This window comes from Bradyrhizobium sp. CCBAU 51627 (genome assembly GCF_028128765.1).
Lineage (GTDB): Bacteria > Pseudomonadota > Alphaproteobacteria > Rhizobiales > Xanthobacteraceae > Bradyrhizobium.
In genome coordinates this window covers 432,402-456,046 of sequence record NZ_LBJG01000024.1, presented here as the reverse complement: position 1 = coordinate 456,046, position 23,645 = coordinate 432,402, and the positions used below count along the sequence as shown (strand labels likewise).

Below are 23,645 nucleotides of genomic sequence, written 5' to 3'. Positions count from 1 at the left end.
AGCTCCGAATATGAAGGGAGAAGAACTTAGGCGGCGGAGACCTGTTCGGCGCGCTCGCCCGGCAGAGGAATGCCAAGATGCTCGCGCAGCGTTTCGCCGCGATAGTCCGAACGGAACAAGCCGCGCCGCTGCAGAACGGGAACAACATGGTCGACGAACGCAGGCGTGCCGTCGGACAGAACATCCGGTATGACGTTGAACCCGTCCACTGCGCCAGCCCGGAACCACTCTTCGAAGGAAGCGGCAATCTGCTCCGGCGATCCAACCAGCACCCGGTGACCGTAAGCAGGCGCCTCGACGATGATCTCGCGGACCGTTTTGCCGGAGCGCACGAGCGCTTCCACAGTGCGATACTGGCCGATGGAAAAAGCCGCGTCCGCATGTCGCGGCAGTAAGTTGGGGTCGATTGGTTCGTCGATCTTCAGCCTTTCGGCAGGAATACCGAAACGACCGGACAGCACATCAAGGGCAACGTCAAAGTTGATAAGCTCGTCAAGCCCTGCCTTGCGCTTGATTGCTTCCTCTTCCGTTCCGGCAATGAAAGTGACGATGCCCGGCAGCACAAGGGGCGCCCGTCGTCCATGTTGAGAAGCAAACGACCTGAGGCGATCGGCCTCGCGCAAGGCGATTTCCAGATTGCCTGTCGACGAGAACACGGCGTCGGCGCTTCGGGCAGCGAACTGAAGCCCCTGATCCGATCCGCCTGCCTGGAAGATAACCGGCTGTCCCTGTCTTGAGCCCGGATGTGTCAGTGGCCCGCTGATGTCGAAGAACTCGCCGGCATGTCTTACCCTCTGCAGCCGGCTCGGATCACCGAAACGCCCCGAGGCCTGGTCCAGAATAAGAGCGCCTTCTCCCCAGCTCTGCCAAAGGGTTCGCACGGCCTCCACGAATTCTTCAGCGCGGCGATAACGGTCATCACGTGATTGCTCCTGGCCGCCAAAGCTCCTGGCCGTATAGACATTGGATGTCGTAACTGCATTCCAGGCCGCACGGCCGCCACTGACAACGTCAAGCGACTGAAATCGGCGCGCGAGGTTATAGGGTTCGTTGTAGGTGGTGGATGCCGAGCCGATTAACCCGACAAATTTTGTTTCTCGTGCGATGCTGGCAAGCGTAATCGTCGGCTCGATGCCATTGAGCGGCGGGCTTTTGTCGATTGCTGGATTGAGCGCTGGCGTATCGGCGAGGAAAACCGCGTCGAGCTTTCCACGCTCGGCGAGCTTTGCGGCTCGTACGTAATGTTCAACGTCGTAGAATGCCCCGGGAGGATTTCCGGGCCACCGCCACGCCGCTGCATGTCCCCCAGCGCCATGCAGGTTCAAACCAAGGTGAAGCTCACGTTCAAGCGCTGACGTCATCACGCGGCACATGCGATTCGAGTGGAGGTGCACCGGAAGCTCAAAAACGTCATCGCGCTCCTCTCAATTTTCGGTAGCCATGAACCCGTCATGGCACTTCAACATTGTTGAGTAGCCGACCAGCGTCAACCATGCAGACGAAATAAGAATGCCTGTTTCAATTCGTGCCGCCCGATAATTGATTTTTGTTGGGAATGTATCACCGCACGGAACGATAAACTCCGCGACTGAGAAGCCCCATCTATCCGGTTTGCAATCGCATCGGCGGTCTTTGGGCTCCTCTCATGAATGTTCTCCCCCAGCATGGTGCGTGAAGACGCGACGCGAGAGGACCCTTGCATTCTATTTTGCACGCGAAATTAGCCGAATTCGCTACGATTAGGAGGGCACGCTTTTCATGTTCGTTCTTGTCTGCTTCCATGTTGTATCGAAATCGTTCAACGGAGCAAAAAAGTGACGCGGCGTTGCGGACTTATGCAGCTGCGCTCGCCAAATAGCGCACAGAGCATGGAGCCGCCCTATTCTTCAATTGAAGTCGCAAAAGCGATGGGCATTTCGCTGAACACTTTCTATCGCACGCGTCAGATCCGACACGAGCGCGACGGCTTGCCAGCGCCGATCAGCGCGCGGGGGCCGCTCAAATGGGAGCGCACGGGCTTCGACGCCTGGCTGACCCGACATCACCCCATGCGTCCGAAGACGATCGCCAATGACACATTCGTGCCACCACCAGCAGCAACCGATGCAGAACATCGCGAGCGGCTGAGAACGGCCTATGGCAATCATCGCGCTTGACATCGTAGATCGCCCCAGAGTCCAATAGGTGCTTTCTTACTTCGGCACCAAGGTTTGCTATGGCGGATCAGAAATTTCCGTACGTGAAGTGGCGTGACGGTCGCCCGCGTTCATCGCATGGCGCTTACGCCAGAGCACTTGGCTTCCTCGATTCCGACTTGCGCCATCCGCCCCACGATGAAAAAGGCCGTCCGGTCGGTGCATGGTTCAATCTCCAGGAGGCCTCTGACTTTTCAGATAAACGAAGATCGGAAATCGATGCGGCGCGGCGCGCTGGCAAACTGCCCAAAAAGATAACTGTAAGGAAGCGTACCACAATTGGAGATCTTCTAGACGACTGGAGCAAATCGGCTGAGTTCAAGGCATTGTCGGCCGCCTCGCAATCATCCTACCGGAAGTGCATCTCCGCCATCCTGTACCGACCGCAGACGCGCGAGGCTGCTGCACGGATGCGTGCGGAGATCCGAGCCGCCCGACTGCTCGGCCTGGCGGAGCCCGCGCGAGAGCTCGAGGCGATCGCGACCGCGACGCCATCTTCGATCGGAAAGCCGGAGCTCCGCGCGTTCTATAACTATGCGAAATCAGTGCGCGGGCATCACATGGCGCTGTCGATGATCGCGACGCTGTCTGCCGCGTTCACTTGGGGTCAGGAAAGCATCCTGTGGCGCCTCGGACCAAACCCGCGAGAGGGCATGGAGTTCGATCATCCGGACGGCCGGATCGTGCTGGTAGCGATGCGAGAATTTTCGGCATGGGTGGCTGCAGCCGATGCAATCGAACGGCCTTCGATTGGTGACAGCTTCTATCTTGCCCTGTTCACCGGGCAGCGCCAGACCGATCGTCTGATCATGCGTGACGAGGGTGACGTCGAGGGACGGCACGCGTTCCGGCAAAGCAAGACTGGCGAACTCGTCGACATCAAGGAGGCGCCACAACTTAGCGCAAGGCTAAGCGCTTCGCGCGCCAGGATAAAGGCGCTCAAGCTGCGGCTTCAGCTTGAGACAGTACCGCTCGAACTTGTCATCAACGAGGACAATGGCGAGCCATATGACGAGAGCACCTATCGCCATTGGGTATCAACCGCGCGGGCCGTCGCCGTCTTCGGCTTTCTCGCAAGTCATACCGCGCGTCAGGCGGTCGTCCGCGCTGAGCGGCTGACCTCCGAACTGATCAATACCGTCGACACACTGTTCGCGCCTTTCTCACTCGATTCAGAAAACAAAGCGAAACGGGCCCGCGCGGTCGATCAGCGCGCGGGTGCATTGGCGCGATGGCTGGATGCGCAGGCAACGCGCGACAGCAATGGGGAGACGGCGGCGTGGCGCCTGAAGCCCTGCCCGTCGCTAATGTTTGTCAATGTGGCCGGCGAACTCGACCAGAAACACGACCAGGACCTGCGCGATACTTGTGTGATGCTGCTTGATCGCGCCGGCTGCGACCTGCTGACCATCTGCGACATCACCGGGCACTCGTATCGAAGCGCGCAAACCATCGTGAAGCATTACCGCGCCCGAAATGCCGATCGCGCCGACGCCGGCATCGACCGGCTCGAATTGCAGGTACGCAAGGAAGGGATGAAGGGCTGACTGCGGGACCGGCCGAACCTCGTTCGGCGACAGCCCGTGTGCTCTGTTTATGTCGGTGATACCCTCGCCGGTTGCAACCGTCTCCTACAAAGTGCCACAAAGAACATTCAGAGAACGATACAGACTCGTCGCACGGCGTGCGACGTGCGACCACAAAAAGCGTCGCACGAGACCCGGTTTGTTCTGTCGTAAAAATGAAAAAAGCCCTTGCGGGCCAATCCCTTGAGAGTGGTGGGCGCACCAGGGCTCGAACCTGGGACCCGCTGATTAAGAGTCAGCTGCTCTACCAACTGAGCTATGCGCCCGAAAGGCGGTCAATGCCTTGCGAGGCCGGTCGTTTAGCAAAGCGATCCGGGTCTGGCAAGCGATGTGGCGCATGTTTTCCAAGGTTCTTCCACAGCCCCGGAAATGCGAAAAGCCGCTGGATTCCAGCGGCTTCTCCAGGGTTGATACCTGCAAAATCCCGGGCGGCTCAAAGCCGCCCCTCCCGATCCGGGCCGTCATCGCGGTCGCCGCCGCGGAAGTGGTCCATGCCACGCTCCATCATGCGGTCCATGCCGCGCTCCATGAAGTGGTGGCGCGGGCCGTCCTCGCCGTCGCCGAACGGGCCGCGGTGGCGGGTCAGCACCGCGAGACGGCGCTTCTGGCCGTCATCGAGGGTCTTGTAGAGCGGGTCGGCGGCGTCCGCGATCTTCTTCAGCGCCGCTGAGCTCGCAGCCATGTCGTCGGCACGCTGGCGCAGGCGGGCGACCGGATCGTCAGGCTTGTCGGCGTCAGCAGGAGCGACGTTCATCCGCGCATTGGCACGGTCGATGCGCAGCTTGGCGAAATCACGCACGGCGGCTTCGACCGGCGGCCACAGCTTCTCCTGATCGGCGTTGAGCTTCAGCCCGGCATGGACGGCGGCGATCCGCGCGTCGACGAAGGCGGCGCGGTCTTCCGGGTTCATCCGCATGTGGTGGAAGTGCTCCATCCACGGACGATGAAATTGGGCGTAGACCGCGCCCGAGCCGGCGATGCTGAGCACGGCAATGGCGGCGATGGTGAACTTCCTCATGAGAACCTCCTCTGGAAGGATGTTCCGAAGATGGGCGCCGGCGGGCTGACGTGCAACTTACAACTTGGACAGACAGGACGATCTTACGAAGATGTAACGCTCGATTTTACCTCCAGCCGCAACCGGAAATCATTCGCAACAAAAAAGCTTCCGTGCAGCCCGCGCGGAAGCCTTCATTCATCGTCCGTAAAGATCAGTTCGTCGTGCTTTTGGCTTGCTTCTGGAATTCGTCGATCAGCGGCTGGCCGACGCGGCTTGCGGCGTCCTTGTAGACCGGCTCCATCGCCTTGCGCATCGCCTCGTCCTGCTCCGGCGTGAGCTTGATGATCTCGCTCTTGCCGCTCTTCTTGATCTCGGCGAGCGCGTCCTCGTTCTCCTTCTGCGACTGCGCGTTGTTGAAGTCGGTCGCTTCCTTCATCGCCTTCGACAGCTCGTCGCGGATGTCGGCCGGCAGATCGTCCCAGAACTTCTTGTTCACGATCACGACGTAGCCGATGTAGCCGTGATTGGTCTCGGTGATGTACTTCTGCACCTCGTGCATCTTCTGGGTATAGATGTTCGACCAGGTGTTCTCCTGGCCATCGACCACCCCGGTCTGCAGCGCCTGGTAGACCTCAGAGAACGCCATCACCTGCGGCAGCGAGCCGAGCGCCTTGAACTGCGCCTGCAGCACGCGCGAGGACTGGATGCGGAATTTGACACCCTGGTAGTCGGCTGGCGCGATCAGCTTCTTGTTGGCGCTCATCTGCTTGAAGCCGTTGTCCCAATAGGCGAGCCCGGTGATGCCCTTCGGTTCGAGCAGCTTGAGCAGCCTGGCCCCAAGCGGGCCTTCCGTGACCTTCCGCAGCGTCTTCAAATCAGGGAGGATGTAGGGCAGATCGAACACCTCGAACTCGCGAATGCCGAGCGGACCGAATTTCGAGTTGGACGGCGCCAGCATCTGCACGCTGCCGAGCTGCAACGCCTCGAGCTCTTCCTTGTCCTTGTACAGCGTCGAGTTCGGATAGACCTCGACCTTGACCCTGCCGTTCGTGTACTTCTCGGCGAGCTCCTTGAATTTCTCGGACGCCTTGCCCTTCGGCGTGTCGGTCGCGACGACATGGCTGAATTTGATGATGATCGGGTCGGCGCTGGCTGGGCCGGCAAGGCCAAATGCCAGTGCGGCGACGGACGCCGCGATCGCGAAGGTGCGCATGATGTCTCCCTTGTTGTTGTTTTGGGCAGCCCAACACGGCCGCCTATCCTCTAGCCGGAAACATCAATAGCGGCTCACGCATCGAGCCGCTATCGGTCGTTAGCAGGGCAGCTATTCATGTGAACGCCGCTGCGCTCCTCTCCCGCTCTTGTCCGCTGAAGCCTTGGCGAAGGCGGATGCGGGAGAGGCGAAGCAGGCAACCGTCAGCTCGCCGCAGCGGTCGTCACGGTGTCGCGCTGGCGCTTCATGACGATCTTGTTGAGCGCGCCGAGATAGGCTTTTGCCGAGGCGACCAGCGTATCCGGATCCGCCGCGCGGGCCGTCATCGAACGGCCGTCCTGCGACAGCCGCACCGACACTTCCGCCTGCGCGTCGGTGCCTTCGGTGACCGCATGGACCTGGTACAGCTCGAGCTTGGCCTCGTGCGGGACGAGGCGCTTGATGCAGTTGAACACCGCATCCACTGGACCGTTGCCCTCGGCCTCCTCGATCTTGGTCTGGCCGTCGACGTCGAGCTTCATGGTCGCGCGCTGCGGGCCATGGGTGCCGGCGATCACGGTCAGCGAGGTCAGCTTGATGCGGTCGTGCGAGGCCGCCATCTCCTCGTCGACCAGCGCCTCGATGTCCTCGTCGTAGATGTCCTTCTTGCGGTCGGCGAGCGCCTTCATCCGCGTAAACGCATCTTCCAGCTGATTCGGACCGAGCTTGTAGCCCATCTCCTCCAGCTTGTGCACGAAGGCATGGCGGCCGGAATGCTTGCCCAGCACCAGCGAGGACTGCTTCAGCCCGACCATCTCCGGCCGCATGATCTCGTAGGTCGAAGCATCCTTCAGCACGCCGTCCTGGTGGATGCCGCTCTCATGCGCGAACGCATTCCGGCCGACGATGGCCTTGTTGTACTGAACGGGAAACGAGGTCGCCGCCGATACCAGCTTCGAGGCGCGGGTCAGCTGCGTGGTGTCGATCCTGTTCCAGTACGGAAATTTGTCGTTGCGCACGTTGATCGCCATCACGATCTCTTCGAGCGCGGCGTTGCCGGCGCGCTCGCCGATGCCGTTGATGGTGCACTCGACCTGGCGCGCGCCACCGACGACGCCCGCCAGAGAGTTCGCAACGGCCATGCCGAGGTCGTTATGGCAGTGCACGGAGAACACGGCCTTGTCGGAGTTCGGCACCCGCTCGATCAGCGTCTTCATGAAATGGGTGTATTCCTCCGGCACCGTGTAGCCGACGGTGTCGGGGATGTTCACCGTGGTGGCGCCGGCCTTGATGACGGCCTCGACGATGCGGCACAGATAGTCCATCTCGCTGCGGGTACCGTCCTCGGCCGACCACTCGACGTCGTCGATCTGGTTGCGGGCGCGCGCGACCATGGCGACCGAGGTCTCGATCACCTGCTCCGGGGTCTTGTTCAGCTTCACCCGCATGTGCAGCGGCGAGGTCGCGATCACGGTGTGGACGCGGCCGCGCTTGGCGAACTTCACGGCTTCGGCGCAGCGGTCGATGTCGGCCGGGTGGGCCCGTGACAGGCCGGCGATGATCGAGTTCTTGGAGCGGCGGGCGATCTCGCTCACCGCCTGGAAGTCGCCTTCGGAGGTGATCGGGAAGCCGGCCTCGATGACGTCCACGCCCATATCGTCCAGGAGTTCGGCGACCTCGAGCTTCTCCTCGAAGGTCATGGTGGCGCCGGGGCACTGTTCGCCGTCGCGCAGCGTGGTGTCGAAAATGATGACGCGGTCCTTATCGGACTTGTTCGCGGGGGCCATTATCAGATTTCCTTTTGAGCTTTCGCGCCGTCAGTCTTAAGGGCGCTTGAGGTGTCCGGTGATCTCGACCAACCCCTGAGTGCCCAGGCGCGTGGCGCCCAGCCGGCCCTCAGGGGCAAGTAAGAAGAAGGCCGCCAAGAAGGAGGGTGGGCAACAGCGCGGCCGGGATCGTGGCGGCGGCCAGAGCCACCTCCCCCGAAATCCCATCGATTTGGCCGCGAATCAGCATTACCAGACCCTTTTGAGCCCCAAATCCTCGGTCAAAACCGTTGACGGTTGGTTGCCGGGAAGGCTCAGCGCGTCGTTTCTAGACGAGAAACGGCCGCAACCGCAACGCCAAAAGATGGTCAGAGGGGCTGACCTGATTGGCGTGCGGCACGCCCTCCCGCTTCGCCGGATCAGGATGGACGAGCCACGCGACAATCCAGATTTCGGGAAAGTGGAAATGTCTTGCGACGAAGCGACTGACCTTGCGGGTGGGTGTTCTGCCCGTCGGCAATGCAAGGGATTGTGCCGCTCGCAGCCGGGTCACGAAGGATCGAGACCGCCTACCCCGCGCGACGCAAGCGCGCTCTACTTTCCCAGCGATCCAGCATCTGGCCGAGTTCACCGACGGCGCGGGATGGCGTCTCATTGGTGTTGGCGGGGACCGTAGGGCTGAGCCAGTCCGGCTGGGTGTAGCCGCTTGAGCGGCGCGCCGCGGCACGCCGTCTGCGCGACTTCAGATCGCGCGTCAAATAGCCGGCCGCATAGGCGATCCCGAGCAACACGATCAATGTGATGATGCCTTGTACCATTGGCAGCAACCTCTCTCCCAGGTTTTCTGCGCAGCAATAGGGGCAAGGTCAAGGCTTGACAGGGTCTAAAGTGGGGCCCGGTTAAACCTCGCCGAACGAGGCGAATTGTCGCCTCATGCACAGCTGAACAGCCATGCGCAAATGTCCCGACATCATACGTGACATCACTCAGCTGGCGCAGAACGAATTTGGCAACATCAAGGAAATCGCGCGGAGAGGCTGCAAGTCTAGCGCTCGCAACCAGCCGCAGACCGGACTAACCTTTGCTTTGCTCGGCCGGATCAACCGGCCAGCCGAACAAGACTGGGAGGACGCGAATGACACGCCAACAGCAGCGTGAGCAGGAGCTTGCGCTTTCACGACGGACGCTGGTTCAGGGCCTCGCGCTCGGTGCCGCAGCGACGATGGCCGGAACGGGCACCGCGCTGGCCCAGACCGGTCCCGCTGCGCCACCGACGACGATCACGACACCCCCGCGCGACTTCAGTCCGCGCGGCGCGCCGACCACCTATTTCTGGGACCCCGACATCATCGCCGTCGATCCTTCCTTCAACAATCTTGCCCAGCCCAACACCGCGATCAAGCGGCTCTACACCGGCGTGCTCTGGGCCGAAGGTCCGGCATGGAGCGCACAAGGCCGCTATCTCTTGTGGAGCGACATTCCCAACAACAGGCAGATGCGCTGGAGCGAGGATGATGGCCACGTCAGCGTGTTCCGCGCGCCGTCGAACTACAGCAACGGCAATTCATTCGACTTCCAGGGCCGCCAGCTCTCCTGCGAGCATCTGACGCGGCGGGTGACACGCTACGAGAACGACGGTACCGCCACCGTGTTGTGCGACAATTACAACGGCAAGAAGCTGAACTCGCCGAACGACGTCGTCGCGCATCCCGACGGCAGCTATTGGTTCACCGATCCGCCCTATGGCGGGCAGCTCTACGAAGGCGAGCCCGATTCGGGCGGCAAGCTCAATCCCAGGATGGGGCAGCCGGCCGACTTCATGCCGAAGAAGCGCGAACTGCCGACCAATTGCTATCGCATCGACCCCTCGGGCCGCGTCGATCTCGTCGTCAGCGAGGACCAGGTGCCCGACCCGAACGGCCTGTGCTTCTCGCCTGACTACAAGAAGCTGTACGTCGTCTCGACCGGCAAGGGCCCGGGCGACACCGGCCCCGGCGGCAAGGGCGATGTCTTCGTGTTCGATGTCGGCAGCGACAACAAGCTATCGAACCAGAAGAGGTTCAGCGACTTCATGATCGACGGCGTGAAGTGCGGGCCTGACGGCGTGCGCTGCGACGTCAACGGCAATGTCTGGGCATCCAGCAATGCCGGCCGCGCCGTCGGCTATAATGGCGTGACGGTTTGGTCGCCGGAGGGCAAACTGCTCGGCCGCATTCGCCTGCCGGAAGTCTGCGGCAACATCACCTTCGGCGGCCCCAAGCGCAACCGCCTGTTCATGGCCGCGAGCCAGTCGCTCTACGCAGTGTACACCGCGACGCAGGGGGCGGGTCCGGGCTGAGCGGCCCGCGATCGAATTGCGACGAGGCGCCAGCGTGTCCCGCTGGCGCCTTTGACTTGCCAGCCAAACCGGCTCTTCACGAAGAGGGTTCCAATGCGTCCGATCGTCATCATACCGACCCGGCTGGGTTCGACCAGGCTCCCAGGCAAGGCGCTGACGGAGATCAACGGTCAGCCAATGATCGCCCACGTTTGGCGAAGCGGTCTCGAGGCCGACATCGGCCCCGTCGTCGTCGCCTGTGGAGATCAGGCGATCGTGGATGTCATAGCCGGCCTGGGCGGCCACGCGGTCCTGACTGACCCGAACCTCCCGACGGGGTCCGATCGCGCGTACGCGGCGTTGCAGCGGACCGACGCGGACGCGGCATATGATGTCGTCATCGTACTTCAGGGCGACCTGCCGACCATCGATCCGGCGACCATACGGGCGACGATGGAGCCGTTGTCCCGGCATGCCGATTGTTCGATCGCGACGCTCGCCACCGAGATCGAGGATCCCATCGAGCTCCAGGCACCCAGCGTCGTGAAGATCGCCCTTGCGATCCAGCCGGGAGAGACCGTCGGTCGCGCGGTCTATTTCAGCAGGGCCGTGATCCCCTCGGGCGTCGGCAAGCACTATCATCACGTCGGCATGTACACCTATCGCCGTGAGGCGCTGGCGAAATATGTCGACTTGCCGCGGGGCGTCCTCGAGCAGCGCGAAAGCCTCGAACAGCTCCGAGCAATCGAGCACGGCATGCGGATGGACGCCAAGGTGATCGAGACCGAGCCGCTCGGGGTGGACACGCTGGCCGATCTCGAGCGCGCCCGCGAGCTTTTGGCGGCGAGAGTGCCATGAAACTGTACTACGCGCCGGGCACGATATCGCTTATGCCCCATGTCGCCTTGCTTGAGAGCGGCCTTTGCTTTGTCGCCGTAAGAGTCGATGAGGCCAGCAAGAAGATGGCGGATGGTGGAGACTACAGGGCCATCAACCCGCTGGGCTACGTGCCGGCTTTACTGCTCGATGACGGCAGCTTGCTTCTGGAGGCCGCTGCAATCGCGCAGTACATCGCGGACCGCGACTCGACCGGAGGCCTCGCGCCACCGCCTGGAACCATCGAGCGGGCAAGACTTCAAGCCTGGTTGAACTTCCTGTCCAGCGAGCTACACAAGGGAGGCCTTGGTCCATTGTTTTACGCAGGACTGGACGAACCAGCGAAGAATGTTTTCCGGGAACGCCTGAAGGAACGCTTCGCCTTCATCGAGCAGCATCTGTCGACACGTGAATATCTGCTGGGCAAGGACTACTCGATTGCCGACGTCGGCTTGTATGCGATGATGGGCTGGACGTCTCGTGTCGGGTTCGATATGCGCGCCTACCCGCACCTGATCACACATCACGCGCGGATCGCGGATCGCGATGCCGTCCGTGAAGTTCATCGGGTTGAATGCTCGATTCCGGCGTGAACACGCTCCTGGCAGATCGGCCCTGTTCCAAGAGCCAGTGCATGCCTGACCTGCCGAAATAAACCAGCACTGCCCGGTCTTTGCGCAAGCGCTAGACTTTAGTCCCCATCGTACAATCCTGAATACAGTTTTGCTTGCCGAGGATTCTCTCCCCGTTATAGTCGCGGCCCAATAGCTCAAAGAAGCTTGGTTCAAGGGAGAGAACAAAATGATTAAACCACTCTCTGGTGTATTGCGAATTGCGTTTGGTGCGGCCGCGACGGCCGTATCGCTGGCAGCCTCAGGTGCGGCCTTTGCCGCCGATCCGCTTCGGATCGGCGTGATCGCGGAAGCGCAGGCGATTGCCGGCGCGTCGATCCCTCAAGCGGCTCAGCTCGCCGCTGACGAGATCAATGCCGCCGGCGGCGTCGATGGCCGCAAGATCGAGATCATCTCCTACGACAACCACTCCTCCTCCGCCGACTCGGTGCGCGCCTTCCAGCGCGCGGTGAACGAGGACAAGGTCAATGCGGTTATCGCCAGCTACATCAGCGAGGTGGTGCTGGCGCTGGAGCCCTGGGCGGCGCGGCTGAAGACGCCGTTCGTGACGCCGGGTGCGGCCTCCAACGAGATCAGCAAGAGCGTCCATGCCGACTACGAGAAGAACAAGTACACCTTCCACGGCTACCTGACCTCGGCGGCGCTGGCGCTTTCGGTCTGCGATGCCGCAAAGGACCTCCTCGTCGACAAGCTGCACATGAAGTCGGCCGTGATCATGAGCGAGGACGCCGCCTGGACCAAGCCGCTCGACATCGGCTACGAGGAATGCCTCCCCAAGATCGGGCTGAAGGTGCTGGACCACATCCGCTTCTCGCCCGACACCACCGACTTCACCCCGATCTTCAACAAGATCGAGGGTGCCAAGCCCGACGTGATCATCACCGGCATCTCCCATGTCGGCGTGCAGCCGACGGTGCAGTGGAAGAACCAGCAGGTGCCGATCCCGATGTTCGGCATCTCCTCGCAGGCCACCAACGAGACCTTCGGCAAGGACACCAACCAGGCCGCCGAAGGCGTGCTCTATCAGGGCGTCTCGGGACCCGGCGTCGCGGTCACGCCGAAGTCGGTGCCGTTCGCCGAAAATTTCAGAAAGAAGTTCGGTAACTACCCGTCCTATGCCGGCTACACCGCCTATGACGAGGTCTATTACATCGCCGACGCGGTGAAGCGCGCCGGCTCGAGCGATGCCGACAAGCTGGTCGATGCGCTGGAGAAGACCGACTGGGAAGGTACGATCGGGCGCGTCCAGTTCTACGGCAAGGACGATCCGTTCACGCACTCGCTCAAATACGGCAAGGGCCTGATCACCGGGCTGATGCTGCAATGGCAGGACGGCAAGCAGAGCGCGGTCTGGCCCAAGGACGTCGCCAAGGTCGAGATCAAGTTCCCGAGCTTCATCAAGCTCTCGAACTAGCCGGAACAACTCCCGGGACCACCTCCCGGGAGTTTCCGCATGCGGCGTACGCAGCACCTTCCCTCACAGCGGCAGTCCCGACATAGATGCGAGCTTTCCAGATTCTGATCGATGGCTTTGCCATCAGCGCTCTCTACGCTCTCGGCGCCACCGGCTTCACGCTGATCTTCGGCGTCTCCGGGGTGCTCAACCTTTCCCACGGTGCCATCATGGTGGCGGCGGCGGTGGCGGCCTGGGCCGCCGCCAGCATCCTTGGCGTCGGCACCTACGCCGGCGCGTTGATCGGCGTCGGGGTTGCGCTACTCACGGCGTTTGCCACTTACTTCGCGGTGGTGAAGCCGATCCAGGACTCGCGGCGCATCCCGAATGAGGAGAAGGAGATCTTCGTCCTGACGGGAACGCTGCTCTGGGGCATCATGATCCAGGAGCTGATCGCCTATTTCTTCACCAACAACGCCAAGACGGTGCTGCCGATCGTCGAGGGCGTGGTCGACATCCTCGGCGTCCGCACGCCGAGCAACGAGATTTTTACTGCGATCGTGTGCTGCCTCGTGATCGCACTGCTATGGCTGCTGGTGAACCGCACCCGCACCGGCAAGGCGGTGCTGGCGGCCTCGATGAACCCGCGCGGCGTGACGCTGCTCGGGCTCGAGCTTACCAACATCTATATCGTTGTGTGGGCGATCTACGGCATTCTGGCCGGCATCGCCGGCGTGCTGCTCGGCATGTTCCTTGGCGTCAGCTCCTACAGCGTCGGGCCGCTGACCGCGAGCGCGTTCTCGATCGTGGTGCTCGGCGGGCTCGGCAGTGTCTCCGGCTCGCTGATTGCGGCCTTCGTGGTCGGCTATTTGGAAACACTGACGGCCTATCTGGTCTCGCCGGCCTATCGCACCATTCCAGCGCTGCTGCTGCTCGTGTTCGTGATGTATATCCGGCCGCAGGGCCTGCTGGGGAGGCGCTGAGATGGCCGGTTTCTTCACCTCGCGCCTGTTCTTCGTCTCGCTGGCGCTCGTCATCATCGCAGCGACGCTGCCGCTTTATGTCTCCGGCTATGTGCTCGGGCTCCTCACCGTCGCCTTCTATTTCGGCGTGTTCGCGATGGCCTGGGACCTCTTGTTCGGCTTTGCGGGCGAAGTGAATTTCGGCCCGACCTTCCTGATCGGCGTCGGCGCCTATACCGCCGGCATCCTCAATGCCCAGTTCGGCTGGTCGGTCTATCTCTGCATCGTGCTCGGCGCGCTCGCCTCCGTCATCGCGGGGCTCGTGCTGGCGCTCCCGGCGCTACGCGTACGGGGGCCTTACTTCGGCCTGACCACGCTGGTCGCGGTGCTGATGCTGCAGAACTTCGTGGTCGTGTTCGCTGATCTGACCGGCGGCGAGATCGGCCTCACCATCCCCGACGTCATCACCATCAATGCCGGCGCCAATTACTGGATCGCGCTCGGCTTCATGACGATCTCGGCCGCGATCCTTTACGGCCTGTCGCAATCGCCCGTCGGCCTCGTGCTGCAGGCGAGCGGCCAGGATCCCGTGCAGGCCGGCGCGCTCGGTTTCAACATCGTCAAGCATAAGCTTGCCGCTTTCATCGTCAGCGCGTTCTTCTCGGGGCTGTCAGGTGCGCTGCTGGTGTTCTACTTCGGCACCGCTTCGGTCGGCACCGTCGTCGACGTAGCAGTCGGCGTCAACGTCATCGTCTCGGCCGTGCTCGGTGGCCGGCGCACCGTGCTCGGCGCCGCGCTGGGCGCGATCTTCCTGATCGTGGCCGGCGAATTCCTGCGCCCGACCGGCGAGCTTGCGACCTTCATCGTCTCGGCGGTCGCCCTCCTCGTCGTCCTGTTCTTCCCCGGCGGCTTCTTAGGGGCGGCCCTCTCGCGCGAGGCTCGCTCGTAATGGATCAGCGGCTTTCAAACCGGCCCGTGCTCGAAGTCCGCGGCCTGACCAAGCGCTTTGGCGGCTTGACCGCGGTGAAGAATCTCGGGTTCGACGTCAATGGCGGCGAGATCTTCGGCCTGATCGGGCCGAACGGCTCGGGCAAGTCCACCGCGATGAAGAGCGTGATGGGCATCGAGCGCCCGACCGCGGGCGAAGTCGTCTTCGAGGGCGAGAATGTCGCGGGCCTTCCCGCGCACAAGATCGCGCGCAAGGGCTTTGGCATGGTGTTCCAGCACTCGCGGCCGCTGAACCGGCAGACCGTGCTGGAGAACATCATGGTGGCGCTGCTGCCGGACAGCCTGTTCATGCTGTTTCCGGACAAGGCGCTGGTCGAGCGCGCCAAATGGATCGCCGACCGCGTCGGCCTCGGCAGCGTCATGAACCGCCGCCCGCCGACGCTGCCCTTCGCCGATTTGCGCCGACTCGAGCTTGCCAAGGCGATCGCGCGCGATCCGAAAGTCGTGCTGGTGGACGAGCCTTTCGCCGGCCTCACCCGCGCCGAGGTCGACGTCTTCTCCGACCTGATCCGCAGCTTCCGCGACGAGGGCCGGGCGGTGATGCTGGTCGATCACAACGTCAAGAGCGTCGCCGCCCTGGTCGACCGCGTGCTTGCCATGTATCTCGGCGAGGAGATCGTCACCGGCAAAGCCGACGAAGTCATGAAGAACGAGACCGTGCGGCGGGTCTATCTCGGCGGCGCTATCGAGACCCATGCGCGGCCCGAGACCAGCTTCAAGGACAAGGTGCCGCTGCTCCAGGTCGAGAATGTCAGCGTGCACTATGGCAAGGCACAGGCGCTGGAGAACGTCTCGATCCACATCCATGAGGGCGAGTTCGTCTCCATCGTCGGCCTCAACGGCGCCGGCAAGACCACGCTGTTCAACACCATCTCCGGCTTCCTGCCTTACACCGGCGAGATCATGCGCGGCGGCAAAAAGCTGCGTGGCACGAGCCCTGCCAAGATCGCCCGCAGCGGCATCGTGCAGTGTCCGGAATCGCGCGAGCTGTTCGGCGAGATGACGGTGCGGGAAAACCTCGATCTCGGCGGCCAGCATCTCGATGACGACAAGCGCGCCACGCAGCTCACCTGGCTGTTCGAGCTGTTTCCGATCCTGAAAGAGCGGCAGGGACAGTTGGCGCAGACGCTGTCCGGCGGCGAACAGCAGATGCTGGCGATCGGGCGCGCCCTGATGATGCAGCCGCAGATCCTGATCCTGGACGAGCCGACGCTGGGGCTTGCGCCCGTCATTCTCGAACTGCTCTCCAACGCGCTGGAAAAGCTGCGCCAGACCACCTCGATCACGGTGCTGCTCGGCGAGCAGAACGTCACTTTCGCGCTGCCGCATGCCGACCGCGTCTATGTGCTGGAGCACGCCAGGATCGTCTGGGAAGGCGACCCGGCCCGCTTCGCTAGCGAAGCCGGCGCCGATTTTCTGTGAGTCCATAAAAGCAACAACAAGCATAGAAAGGGAAACGACCATGCGACCTTCAGTTCTCAGCGGCAGCTTCCTCGCCTCCGCGCTGGCGCTCTGCCTCGCCGCGCCCGCCTGCGCGCAGTCGAACGACCCGATCAAGATCGGCGTCATCGCCGAGGTGCAGTCGATCGCAGGTGCGGCAACCCCGGGCGGCGCACAGATCGCCGCCGATGAGATCAACGCCAAGGGCGGCATTCTCGGCCGCAAGGTCGAGATCGTCACCTATGACAACAAGAGCTCCTCGGCCGATTCCGTGCGGGCCTTCCAGCGCGCCGTGAGCGAGGACAAGGTCTCCGCGGTGATCGCGAGCTACATCTCCGAGGTCGTGCTGGCGCTCGAGCCCTGGGCGGCGCGGCTGAAGATGCCGCTGATCACGCCCGGCGCCGCCTCCAACGAGATCACGAAGGCGATCCACAACGACTATGAGAAGAACAAATACACATTCCACGGCTACCTGACCTCGGCCGCACAGGCTCAGCTCGTCTGCGACGCGGCCAAGGATCTCCTCGTCGACAAGCTCAAGTTCAAGACGGTTGCGATCATGAGCGAGGACGCGGCCTGGACCAAGCCGCTCGACGTCGGTTACGAGGCCTGCCTGCCCAAGGCGGGCCTCAAGGTCGTCGAGCACGTGCGCTTCTCACCTGACACCACCGACTTCACGCCGATCTTCAACAACATCGAAGGCAAGAAGCCCGACGTGATCGTCACCGGCATCTCCCATGTCGGCGTGCAACCGACGGTGCAGTGGAAGAACCAGCAGGTGCCGGTGCCGATGTTCGGCATCAGCGCGCAAGCGCTGAGCCCGACCTTCTGGAAGGACACCAACGGGGCGGCCGACGGCGTGCCCTCGCTCGCCGTCGCGACGCCCGACGTTGCCGTGACCTCGAAGACCAAGCCGTTCGCCGCCGCGTTCAAGGCCAAGTTCGGCACGCCGCCGGCCTATACCGGCTACACCGCCTATGACGACGTCTACATCATTACCGACGCCATCAAGCGCGCCGGCTCGACCGACCCCGACAAGATGGTCACTGAACTCGAGAAGACCGACTACGAGGGCACGATCGGCAAGATTCAGTTCTACGGCAAAAACGACGAGTTCACCCATGGCATCAAGTCCGGCCCCGGCTTCGTCACCGGGCTCGTCTTCCAGTGGCAGGACGAGAAGCAGGTCGTGGTCTGGCCCGCGAAGATTGCGGAAGGCAAGCTGAAGTTTCCGAACTTCGTGAAGCTGTCGCAGTAAGAAGCGGAAATACACCGTCGCAAAACGTGTGTGATGCCCGGGCCCGTCCCGGGCATTTCGCTTTGCACCCTTGAAGCGAAGCACGCTTGCAAATCCGGCAGGGTTGATCACAGTAGGGATCGCACGCAGGCAGCTCCAAGAATCTGCGGCCATCACGGAGGACGCATGCTCCCCTATGTCGTTCACGACCCCCGCTTCGAGCGGTTGGTCATCGGCCATGTCAATCTCGAAAAGCTCTTCACCGGCTGCCGCTGGGCCGAAGGTCCCGCCTATTTTCCGGCCGGGCGCTACCTCATCTGGTCCGACATCCCGAACAACCGGATGATGCGCTTCGACGAGACCGACGGATCGGTGTCTGTGTTCCGCTCGCCGAGTTTCAATTCCAACGGCAACACCACCGACCGCCAGGGACGACTGGTCAGTTGCGAGCATTTCATGCGGCGCGTCACCCGCACCGAGCATGACGGCTCGATCACCGTACTGGCGGATGCGTTCGAGGGTCGGCGGCTGAATTCGCCCAATGACGTCGTGGTCAAATCGGACAATTCGATCTGGTTCTCGGATCCGACCTACGGCATCGACAGCGACTATGAGGGGCAGCAAAGCCCGTCCGAGATCGGCGCCTCCAACGTCTACCGCATCGACGGCAGCACCAAGGCGATCACGCGCGTCGTATCCGACCGGGTGCAGCCCAACGGGCTCGCCTTCTCGCCTGACGAAACCAGGCTCTACGTCGCCGACACCGGCGCGACGCATGTCCGCGGGCTGCCGCCGACGATCTGGTCCTATGAGGTCAAGGGACAATCCGTCGGGGAAGCCTCGCTGTTCGCGACGTGCCCGGACGGGCTCTACGACGGCTTTCGCGTCGACGTCCATGGCAACATCTGGACGTCGGCGGGCCGCAGCGTATTCTGCTACGCGCCCGACGGCACGCATCTCGGCACGGTCCCGATCGGCGAGATCGTCGCCAATGTCTGCTTCGGCGGTCCACGGCGCAACCGCCTCTACATCTGCGGGCAGACCTCGCTGTATTCGATCTATCTCAACACGCGCGCGGCGGTTTAGCTCGTCACGCGCTCGCCGCGGCCGTAGACCAGCAGCATGAAGATGATGACGAGGCCATAGATCACCTGACGGCCAGCCTCGGGCATGTCCATGATCGAGAGCACGCTGTTGAGCAGCACGATCAGCACGACGCCGATCAGCGTGCCGAGATAGCGGCCGCGGCCGCCGAGGATGTTGGTGCCGCCGATCACGACCGCCGCGATCGACGGCAGCAGATAGGCATCGCCCATGCCCTGATACGCCTTGGTGGAATAACCTGCGAGCAGGACGCCCGCGAGCGCGGCGGCGAGACCGCACAGGACGAAACAGATCACGGTGATACGACGCGTATCGACGCCCGCCAGGTACGCCGCTGCCTCCTTGTTGCCGATGGCATAGATGTAGCGGCCGAGCGCGGTGCGCTGGAGCATGACAGCGACCAGCACCGACACGGCAGCCCACACGAACAGGGCGTTGGGGATGCCGAGCGTGCGATCGCCGGCAAGCATCCGCATCAGGTCGGTGGCGGCGGTCTGCGGCGCATAGCCGCCGGTGTGCGCGACCATCAGGCCGCGCATCACCGCGTTGACGCCGAGGGTGAAGATCATCGAGGGTACGCGCAGATACGCGACTCCGATGCCATTGATGAGACCGACCAAGAGGCCAACGCCGAGCCCGACCGGAATAGCGAGCGGTCCGCCGACCGAGGTTGCCATCATGGCGGCCGCGGCGAGCGTCCACGGCACCGACAGGTCGATCTGGGCGATCAGGATCACCATCATCATCCCGGCGGCGACGATGCCGAGGAACGCGCCGATCTGAAGCTGTTGCAACAAATAGGTCGGCGACAACAGCGGTGCGCTGCCGAAGCGGGCAAAGGTATAGATCGTGCCGGCAACGAGGATGACGAGGATGAACAGGGCGGCGATCAGGATCGGGCGGTCGTCGCGCGAGAGGCTGAGGGAGGCCGAACTCATCGAAACAGCTCCAGCGTATTCTTGACGCGCAGCACGCCGAGCGCGCCGATGCTGACCGCCGCCAGCAGGATCAGCCCCTCGAACAACGGCTGCAACAGCGGCGCGATGTCGAAGATGCGGAAGAAGAACGAGATGACGCGCAGCACCATGGCGCCGAAGATCGAGCCGATCGCGCTGCCGGTGCCCCCTAGCAGCGATGTTCCGCCGATGACGACGGAGGCGATGGAGTTGAGCGTGTAGGCGCCGGCCTGCGGGATGTCGGCATTGCCTGAGGAGGTCTGGATGGCGAGGAACAGGCCGCCACAGCCGGCAAAGAAGCCGGCGAGCGTGAAGGCCGCGATCTTGGCGCGGTCGATCGGCAGGCCCGACATGTAGGCGGCGCCCTCGGCCGAACCGACCGCATAGACGGCGCGGCCGAGCACCGAGCGGCGGAACGGCACCCAGACCAGCAGCGCGATCAGGATGAGCAGCACGAACGGCACCGGGATCCAGGCCACTGGCGCAAACCAGCTCGCGGCGCCGTCATCGAAGATATGAACGGTCGCGGCAAAGTCTCCGAGCGAATTGGTCATCGCCCAGTTGAGATCCTCGTCGATCTTGCCGCCCGGCGTCGGCCGCAGGAACAGCGCGATGCCGATATAGACCGCGCCGGTCGCGAGCGTCGCGATGATCGGCTGGATGCGTCCATAGACGACGATGCAGCCATTGATGAAGCCGGCCAGCGTGCCGGTCGCAAGGCACACGACGATCCCGAGCAGGATGCCGCTCACCCCACCCGGAAAGGAGCCAAGGCCGAGTTGCAGGCCGAAGATGTCGAGATGCAGCGGCGTGCCGTCTGCGGCCCCCGTGAGCAGATAGCTCGCGAAACACCCCACCATGGTCATGACGGCGCCGACGGAGAGATCAAGGCCCGACGCCAGCACCGGAACGGTCTGGGCCATCGCCAGCATGGCGAGCGCGAAGATCTCGTCGCCGTTCTGCACCAGAACCGCCGACGAGAAGCCCCTGGGGTGGGCGAAATTGTAGAGCAGATAGAGAATGGAAAACAGCAGAACAGCGGTGACGATGCCGATGTTCTGGCGAAGCCTGATGGCGATATCGTCAAGCATGGGCGGCTCCGGGAGCGTCCGCCGTCGCCGCGTCGATGTTCAGCGCGCTCGCGATGATGTTGGTCTCGGTCAGCTCGTCACCTTCAAGCTCGCGCACGATGCGGCCGTCATACATGATCGCCACCCTGTCGCAGCAGCCGATGAGCTCGTCATAGTCCGTCGAGTAGAACAGGATGGCGGCGCCCTGGTCGGCGAGCTCGCGCATCAAGCGGTACAGCTCCTGCTTGGTGCCGACGTCGATGCCGCGCGTGGGATCGTTGAGCAGGATGATCCGTGGATCGGTCATCAGCCATTTGGCGAGAACGACCTTCTGCTGGTTGCCGCCGGAGAGCGTGGAGACCGCGTCGCCCGGCGCGCCGATCTTGATCTGCAGCCGCGCGATGGCGCGCTTGATCGCCTCGTTCTCGCGCGCGCGGTCGACCAGAGGTCCCCTCGAGATCGCGTCGAGCGAGGCGATCACCAGATTGTCCGCGATCGACATCGGCAGCATCAGGCCCTCGGTCTTGCGGTCCTCCGGCACCAGCGCGATGCCGACCGATTTCGCCGCCGCGGGCGAAGCCGGGCGAATCTCACGGCCTTCGACCGTGATTTGCCCGGAGACGCCGCGCAACACGCCGAACAGCGCCAGCAGCAGCGACTTTTGCCCCTGGCCGTCGAGCCCGCCGAGGCCGACGATCTCGCCGGCGCTGACGCGCAGCGAGATCCGATCGAGGCGCCTGTCCCAGCTCAGATTCTCGATGGCGAGCATCGGCCTCAGTGATCCGCGCGCGGGCTTGGGCGGGTACTGGGCCGCGATATCGCGCCCGATCATGAGCTGAACGATATCGGCGGTCGAGCGCCGGCCCTTGTCGAACGTCTCGATATGGCGTCCGTTGCGAAACACGGAGGCGCGGTCGGCGAGCGCCTCGACCTCGTGCATCCGGTGCGAGATGTAGAGAATGGCAACGCCCTCGGCCTTGAGCCGCGCCAGCATCGCGTACACCTTCTCGACGTCCGCGCTGGTGAGCGCCGATGTGGCTTCGTCGAGGATCAGAAGCTGCGGCTTCTTGCCGAGCGCCTTGGCGATCTCCACCACCTGGCGGCGCGACAGCGGCAGGTCGCGCACGCGCATCAGCGGGTTGACGTCCTCGCAACCGATCTCGGCCAGCAGCTGCTCGGCACGGCGACGTTGCGCCCGCGCGTCGATGAGGCCGAAGCGACGCGGCGGCGCGGCGATCGAGATGTTGTCCGCGACCGAGAGGTCGGGCATCAGCGAGAGCTCCTGGAAGATGCAGACCACGCCGGCGGCATTGGCCGCCGACGGCGTTGCGAAGCTCACCTGGCTTCCGCCGAGGCGCATGGTGCCGCTATCGGGCTGGACGACGCCGGCGATGATCTTGATCAGCGTCGACTTGCCGGCGCCGTTCTCGCCCAGCACCGCATGGATCTTGCCGCGCTCGCAGGCGAAGTCGACGCCTTCGAGCGCGCGCACGCCGGCGTAGCGCTTGGAAATTCCTGACAGCGTGAGGAAGGCAGATCGAGTCAGGGCAGCATCCGGCATGGCGGGGGCTCACGCAGCGGCGGCCCGGCCAAGGCCGGGCCGCAATCGGGACATCCGAAGTGTGGTCACTGCGTATTCTTTTCGCTCTGCGACATGATCTCCGGTGCCGTGAAGTTGACGCCGCAGGGCGTGAACTGGTTCGGCGCAAAGAAGTTTGCGTTGAGGTCCGGCCAGTAATTGACGCCGGGCTTCAGGTCCTTGTAGGTCGCAACCGGAATCGGGATCGAGATGAGCTGCGGCATGACGTTGCCCTGCAACGCAGAAATCGCCGCCTTGGTGGCGATCGCGACCAGCGCCGGCGACTGGCCGTAGGACATCCCCTTGAGGCCGTCCTTGGCGTGATCGGCGATCTGCTTGCGGTACTCGTTCTCGCCCTCGCCCGACATCGGCACAAAGGGGTGCTTCGCCGCCATCAAGGCCTGGACCGTGCCATCGGAGCCGCCCTGCGTGAAGATGCCGTCGAAATGGCCGTGCACGGCGAGCGCGTCCGCCGTCACCTTCTGCGAGGTGCCGGTGTCCCAATTGCCGACCACTTCGGTGATCTTGAAGCTGTTGCCCGGCGCCTCCATGACCTCGCGGAAGCCGAGATGCCGGTCGCGATCGACCGAATTGCCGGGCAGGCCTCGGACCTCGAGGATGTCGCCGCTCTTCTTGCCGCTCTCGTCGATGAGCCACTTCGCCGACATCCGGCCCATTTCCTTCTGGTCCTCGTTGACCATCATCACCTTGTCGGTATCGAGGATGTTGTCGAAGGGCACCACGACGACATTGTTCTTGTCGGCGAGGCGGATGATGCGGTCGAAGCCATCGGGCGCCACCGCGATGGTGACGATGGCGTCAAAGCCCTGATTGATGAAGTCCTCCATCGCACCGAGTTGCGCTGCAACATCGGTGCCGGTCGACACGACCTTGAACTCCTTGATGTTCTCCTTGATGCCCGGCTGCGCGGCGAAGGCCTTGGCTGTCTTCACCATCTGGATGCGCCAGGTGTTGCCGACGAAACCGTTGACGAGCGCAATCTTGTAAGGGCCGGCCTTCTTGGGCCACTGGAAGAACTTGGTCTGGGACGACCAGGGCTTGAAGCATGCGGGATCGGCGCCCGGGCCGGACACGACCTTCGGCCCGGCCAGGGCACAGACCGGAGACAGCAACAGGCCGACGCAAGCCAGCCCCGCCAAACGAAGCGTCCACACCATATCTCTTCTCCTGAGCTCTTGTGTTCCACCCTTAACGCGGCGCGATCGCCAAGCCGGGAATTGGGCTTCCCGTGCAATTTGCCCGGCTAGGATGGCACGCGGCCTCTGATGCGCACAAGCCGAATTCGGGTGTACGTCCGACCTGCAGCGAACG

Annotated in this window: 20 protein-coding genes and 1 tRNA gene; 11 read left to right on the top strand and 10 right to left on the bottom strand. The window is 63.1% G+C overall.

The annotated features are described in order from the left end of the window. Positions 1-26: 26 nt before the first annotated feature. Positions 27-1,361: an NtaA/DmoA family FMN-dependent monooxygenase gene (locus XH88_RS17100; protein WP_208757079.1), complete on the bottom strand. Its 1,335-nt coding sequence runs from the start codon at positions 1,359-1,361 to the stop codon at positions 27-29. 507 nt (positions 1,362-1,868) lie between these two features. Here XH88_RS17100 and XH88_RS17095 point away from each other — a divergent pair. After that, positions 1,869-2,156, top strand: a complete 288-nt coding sequence (locus XH88_RS17095; RefSeq protein WP_271669457.1) for a hypothetical protein — start codon at positions 1,869-1,871, stop codon at positions 2,154-2,156. A gap of 59 nt (positions 2,157-2,215) precedes the next feature. Next, a complete protein-coding gene (locus tag XH88_RS17090; protein WP_271669456.1) occupies positions 2,216-3,742 on the top strand; it encodes a hypothetical protein in 1,527 nt (508 codons plus the stop codon). Positions 3,743-3,971: 229 nt separating this feature from the next. Here XH88_RS17090 and XH88_RS17085 read toward each other — a convergent pair. From XH88_RS17085 to XH88_RS17065, 5 genes are all read right to left on the bottom strand, one after another. Continuing rightward, a tRNA-Lys gene (locus tag XH88_RS17085) sits at positions 3,972-4,047 on the bottom strand. Positions 4,048-4,214: 167 nt separating this feature from the next. Next, positions 4,215-4,799, bottom strand: coding sequence for a Spy/CpxP family protein refolding chaperone (locus XH88_RS17080; RefSeq protein WP_271669455.1), 585 nt, complete (start codon positions 4,797-4,799; stop codon positions 4,215-4,217). Positions 4,800-4,992: 193 nt separating this feature from the next. Then, a complete protein-coding gene (locus XH88_RS17075) occupies positions 4,993-5,994 on the bottom strand; it encodes a TRAP transporter substrate-binding protein (RefSeq protein ID WP_271669454.1) in 1,002 nt (333 codons plus the stop codon). A 203-nt stretch (positions 5,995-6,197) separates the two neighbouring features. After that, on the bottom strand, positions 6,198-7,760 hold the full coding sequence (locus tag XH88_RS17070) for a 2-isopropylmalate synthase (RefSeq protein ID WP_271669453.1): 1,563 nt from the start codon (positions 7,758-7,760) through the stop codon (positions 6,198-6,200). Positions 7,761-8,308: 548 nt separating this feature from the next. Beyond that, on the bottom strand, positions 8,309-8,557 hold the full coding sequence (locus XH88_RS17065; RefSeq protein ID WP_271669452.1) for a hypothetical protein: 249 nt from the start codon (positions 8,555-8,557) through the stop codon (positions 8,309-8,311). A 317-nt stretch (positions 8,558-8,874) separates the two neighbouring features. On the opposite strand from XH88_RS17065, the gene XH88_RS17060 reads away from it, so the two are divergent. The 9 genes from XH88_RS17060 (at position 8,875) to XH88_RS17020 (ending at position 18,690) form a co-directional block, all read left to right on the top strand. Next, the gene (locus XH88_RS17060) at positions 8,875-10,077 is read left to right on the top strand and encodes an SMP-30/gluconolactonase/LRE family protein (protein WP_271669451.1); all 1,203 of its coding nucleotides are present in this window, start codon (positions 8,875-8,877) and stop codon (positions 10,075-10,077) included. Positions 10,078-10,170: 93 nt separating this feature from the next. Then, a complete protein-coding gene (locus tag XH88_RS17055) occupies positions 10,171-10,914 on the top strand; it encodes a 3-deoxy-manno-octulosonate cytidylyltransferase (RefSeq protein ID WP_271669450.1) in 744 nt (247 codons plus the stop codon). After that, on the top strand, positions 10,911-11,525 hold the full coding sequence (locus XH88_RS17050; RefSeq protein ID WP_271669449.1) for a glutathione S-transferase family protein: 615 nt from the start codon (positions 10,911-10,913) through the stop codon (positions 11,523-11,525). The genes XH88_RS17055 and XH88_RS17050 overlap by 4 nt, the downstream gene beginning before the upstream one ends. A 208-nt stretch (positions 11,526-11,733) precedes the next feature. Next, entirely contained in the window at positions 11,734-12,978 is a 1,245-nt protein-coding gene (locus tag XH88_RS17045; protein ID WP_271669448.1) for an ABC transporter substrate-binding protein, read from the top strand. An 86-nt stretch (positions 12,979-13,064) separates the two neighbouring features. Beyond that, complete coding sequence (locus tag XH88_RS17040) at positions 13,065-13,940, top strand: branched-chain amino acid ABC transporter permease (RefSeq protein ID WP_271669447.1); 876 nt, start codon at positions 13,065-13,067, stop codon at positions 13,938-13,940. 1 nt (position 13,941) lies between these two features. Beyond that, positions 13,942-14,868, top strand: coding sequence for a branched-chain amino acid ABC transporter permease (locus tag XH88_RS17035; protein WP_092299436.1), 927 nt, complete (start codon positions 13,942-13,944; stop codon positions 14,866-14,868). Then, positions 14,868-16,349, top strand: a complete 1,482-nt coding sequence (locus tag XH88_RS17030) for an ATP-binding cassette domain-containing protein (protein WP_271669446.1) — start codon at positions 14,868-14,870, stop codon at positions 16,347-16,349. Before XH88_RS17035 ends, XH88_RS17030 begins: the two co-directional genes overlap by 1 nt. A 40-nt stretch (positions 16,350-16,389) precedes the next feature. Further along, on the top strand, positions 16,390-17,625 hold the full coding sequence (locus XH88_RS17025; protein ID WP_271669445.1) for an ABC transporter substrate-binding protein: 1,236 nt from the start codon (positions 16,390-16,392) through the stop codon (positions 17,623-17,625). A 165-nt stretch (positions 17,626-17,790) separates the two neighbouring features. After that, a complete protein-coding gene (locus XH88_RS17020) occupies positions 17,791-18,690 on the top strand; it encodes an SMP-30/gluconolactonase/LRE family protein (RefSeq protein ID WP_271669444.1) in 900 nt (299 codons plus the stop codon). On the opposite strand, the gene XH88_RS17015 is transcribed toward XH88_RS17020, so the two are convergent. The 4 genes from XH88_RS17015 to XH88_RS17000 all read right to left on the bottom strand — a co-directional run bounded on the left by XH88_RS17015 (position 18,687) and on the right by XH88_RS17000 (position 23,491). Then, positions 18,687-19,646: an ABC transporter permease gene (locus XH88_RS17015; RefSeq protein WP_271669443.1), complete on the bottom strand. Its 960-nt coding sequence runs from the start codon at positions 19,644-19,646 to the stop codon at positions 18,687-18,689. The genes XH88_RS17020 and XH88_RS17015 overlap by 4 nt on opposite strands. Further along, positions 19,643-20,755, bottom strand: coding sequence for an ABC transporter permease (locus XH88_RS17010; protein ID WP_271669442.1), 1,113 nt, complete (start codon positions 20,753-20,755; stop codon positions 19,643-19,645). The genes XH88_RS17015 and XH88_RS17010 overlap by 4 nt, the downstream gene beginning before the upstream one ends. Continuing rightward, entirely contained in the window at positions 20,748-22,295 is a 1,548-nt protein-coding gene (locus XH88_RS17005) for a sugar ABC transporter ATP-binding protein (protein WP_271669441.1), read from the bottom strand. The genes XH88_RS17010 and XH88_RS17005 overlap by 8 nt, the downstream gene beginning before the upstream one ends. A 65-nt stretch (positions 22,296-22,360) precedes the next feature. Next, on the bottom strand, positions 22,361-23,491 hold the full coding sequence (locus XH88_RS17000) for a sugar ABC transporter substrate-binding protein (protein WP_271669440.1): 1,131 nt from the start codon (positions 23,489-23,491) through the stop codon (positions 22,361-22,363). Positions 23,492-23,645 lie beyond the last annotated feature (154 nt).

Coding starts and splice junctions, on each gene's coding strand:
- XH88_RS17100 (WP_208757079.1), bottom strand. CDS start 1,361: ATGACGTCAGCGCTTGAACGTGAGCTTCACCTTGGTTTGAACCTGCAT.
- XH88_RS17095 (WP_271669457.1), top strand. CDS start 1,869: ATGGAGCCGCCCTATTCTTCAATTGAAGTCGCAAAAGCGATGGGCATT.
- XH88_RS17090 (WP_271669456.1), top strand. CDS start 2,216: ATGGCGGATCAGAAATTTCCGTACGTGAAGTGGCGTGACGGTCGCCCG.
- XH88_RS17080 (WP_271669455.1), bottom strand. CDS start 4,799: ATGAGGAAGTTCACCATCGCCGCCATTGCCGTGCTCAGCATCGCCGGC.
- XH88_RS17075 (WP_271669454.1), bottom strand. CDS start 5,994: ATGCGCACCTTCGCGATCGCGGCGTCCGTCGCCGCACTGGCATTTGGC.
- XH88_RS17070 (WP_271669453.1), bottom strand. CDS start 7,760: ATGGCCCCCGCGAACAAGTCCGATAAGGACCGCGTCATCATTTTCGAC.
- XH88_RS17065 (WP_271669452.1), bottom strand. CDS start 8,557: ATGGTACAAGGCATCATCACATTGATCGTGTTGCTCGGGATCGCCTAT.
- XH88_RS17060 (WP_271669451.1), top strand. CDS start 8,875: ATGACACGCCAACAGCAGCGTGAGCAGGAGCTTGCGCTTTCACGACGG.
- XH88_RS17055 (WP_271669450.1), top strand. CDS start 10,171: ATGCGTCCGATCGTCATCATACCGACCCGGCTGGGTTCGACCAGGCTC.
- XH88_RS17050 (WP_271669449.1), top strand. CDS start 10,911: ATGAAACTGTACTACGCGCCGGGCACGATATCGCTTATGCCCCATGTC.
- XH88_RS17045 (WP_271669448.1), top strand. CDS start 11,734: ATGATTAAACCACTCTCTGGTGTATTGCGAATTGCGTTTGGTGCGGCC.
- XH88_RS17040 (WP_271669447.1), top strand. CDS start 13,065: ATGCGAGCTTTCCAGATTCTGATCGATGGCTTTGCCATCAGCGCTCTC.
- XH88_RS17035 (WP_092299436.1), top strand. CDS start 13,942: ATGGCCGGTTTCTTCACCTCGCGCCTGTTCTTCGTCTCGCTGGCGCTC.
- XH88_RS17030 (WP_271669446.1), top strand. CDS start 14,868: ATGGATCAGCGGCTTTCAAACCGGCCCGTGCTCGAAGTCCGCGGCCTG.
- XH88_RS17025 (WP_271669445.1), top strand. CDS start 16,390: ATGCGACCTTCAGTTCTCAGCGGCAGCTTCCTCGCCTCCGCGCTGGCG.
- XH88_RS17020 (WP_271669444.1), top strand. CDS start 17,791: ATGCTCCCCTATGTCGTTCACGACCCCCGCTTCGAGCGGTTGGTCATC.
- XH88_RS17015 (WP_271669443.1), bottom strand. CDS start 19,646: ATGAGTTCGGCCTCCCTCAGCCTCTCGCGCGACGACCGCCCGATCCTG.
- XH88_RS17010 (WP_271669442.1), bottom strand. CDS start 20,755: ATGCTTGACGATATCGCCATCAGGCTTCGCCAGAACATCGGCATCGTC.
- XH88_RS17005 (WP_271669441.1), bottom strand. CDS start 22,295: ATGCCGGATGCTGCCCTGACTCGATCTGCCTTCCTCACGCTGTCAGGA.
- XH88_RS17000 (WP_271669440.1), bottom strand. CDS start 23,491: ATGGTGTGGACGCTTCGTTTGGCGGGGCTGGCTTGCGTCGGCCTGTTG.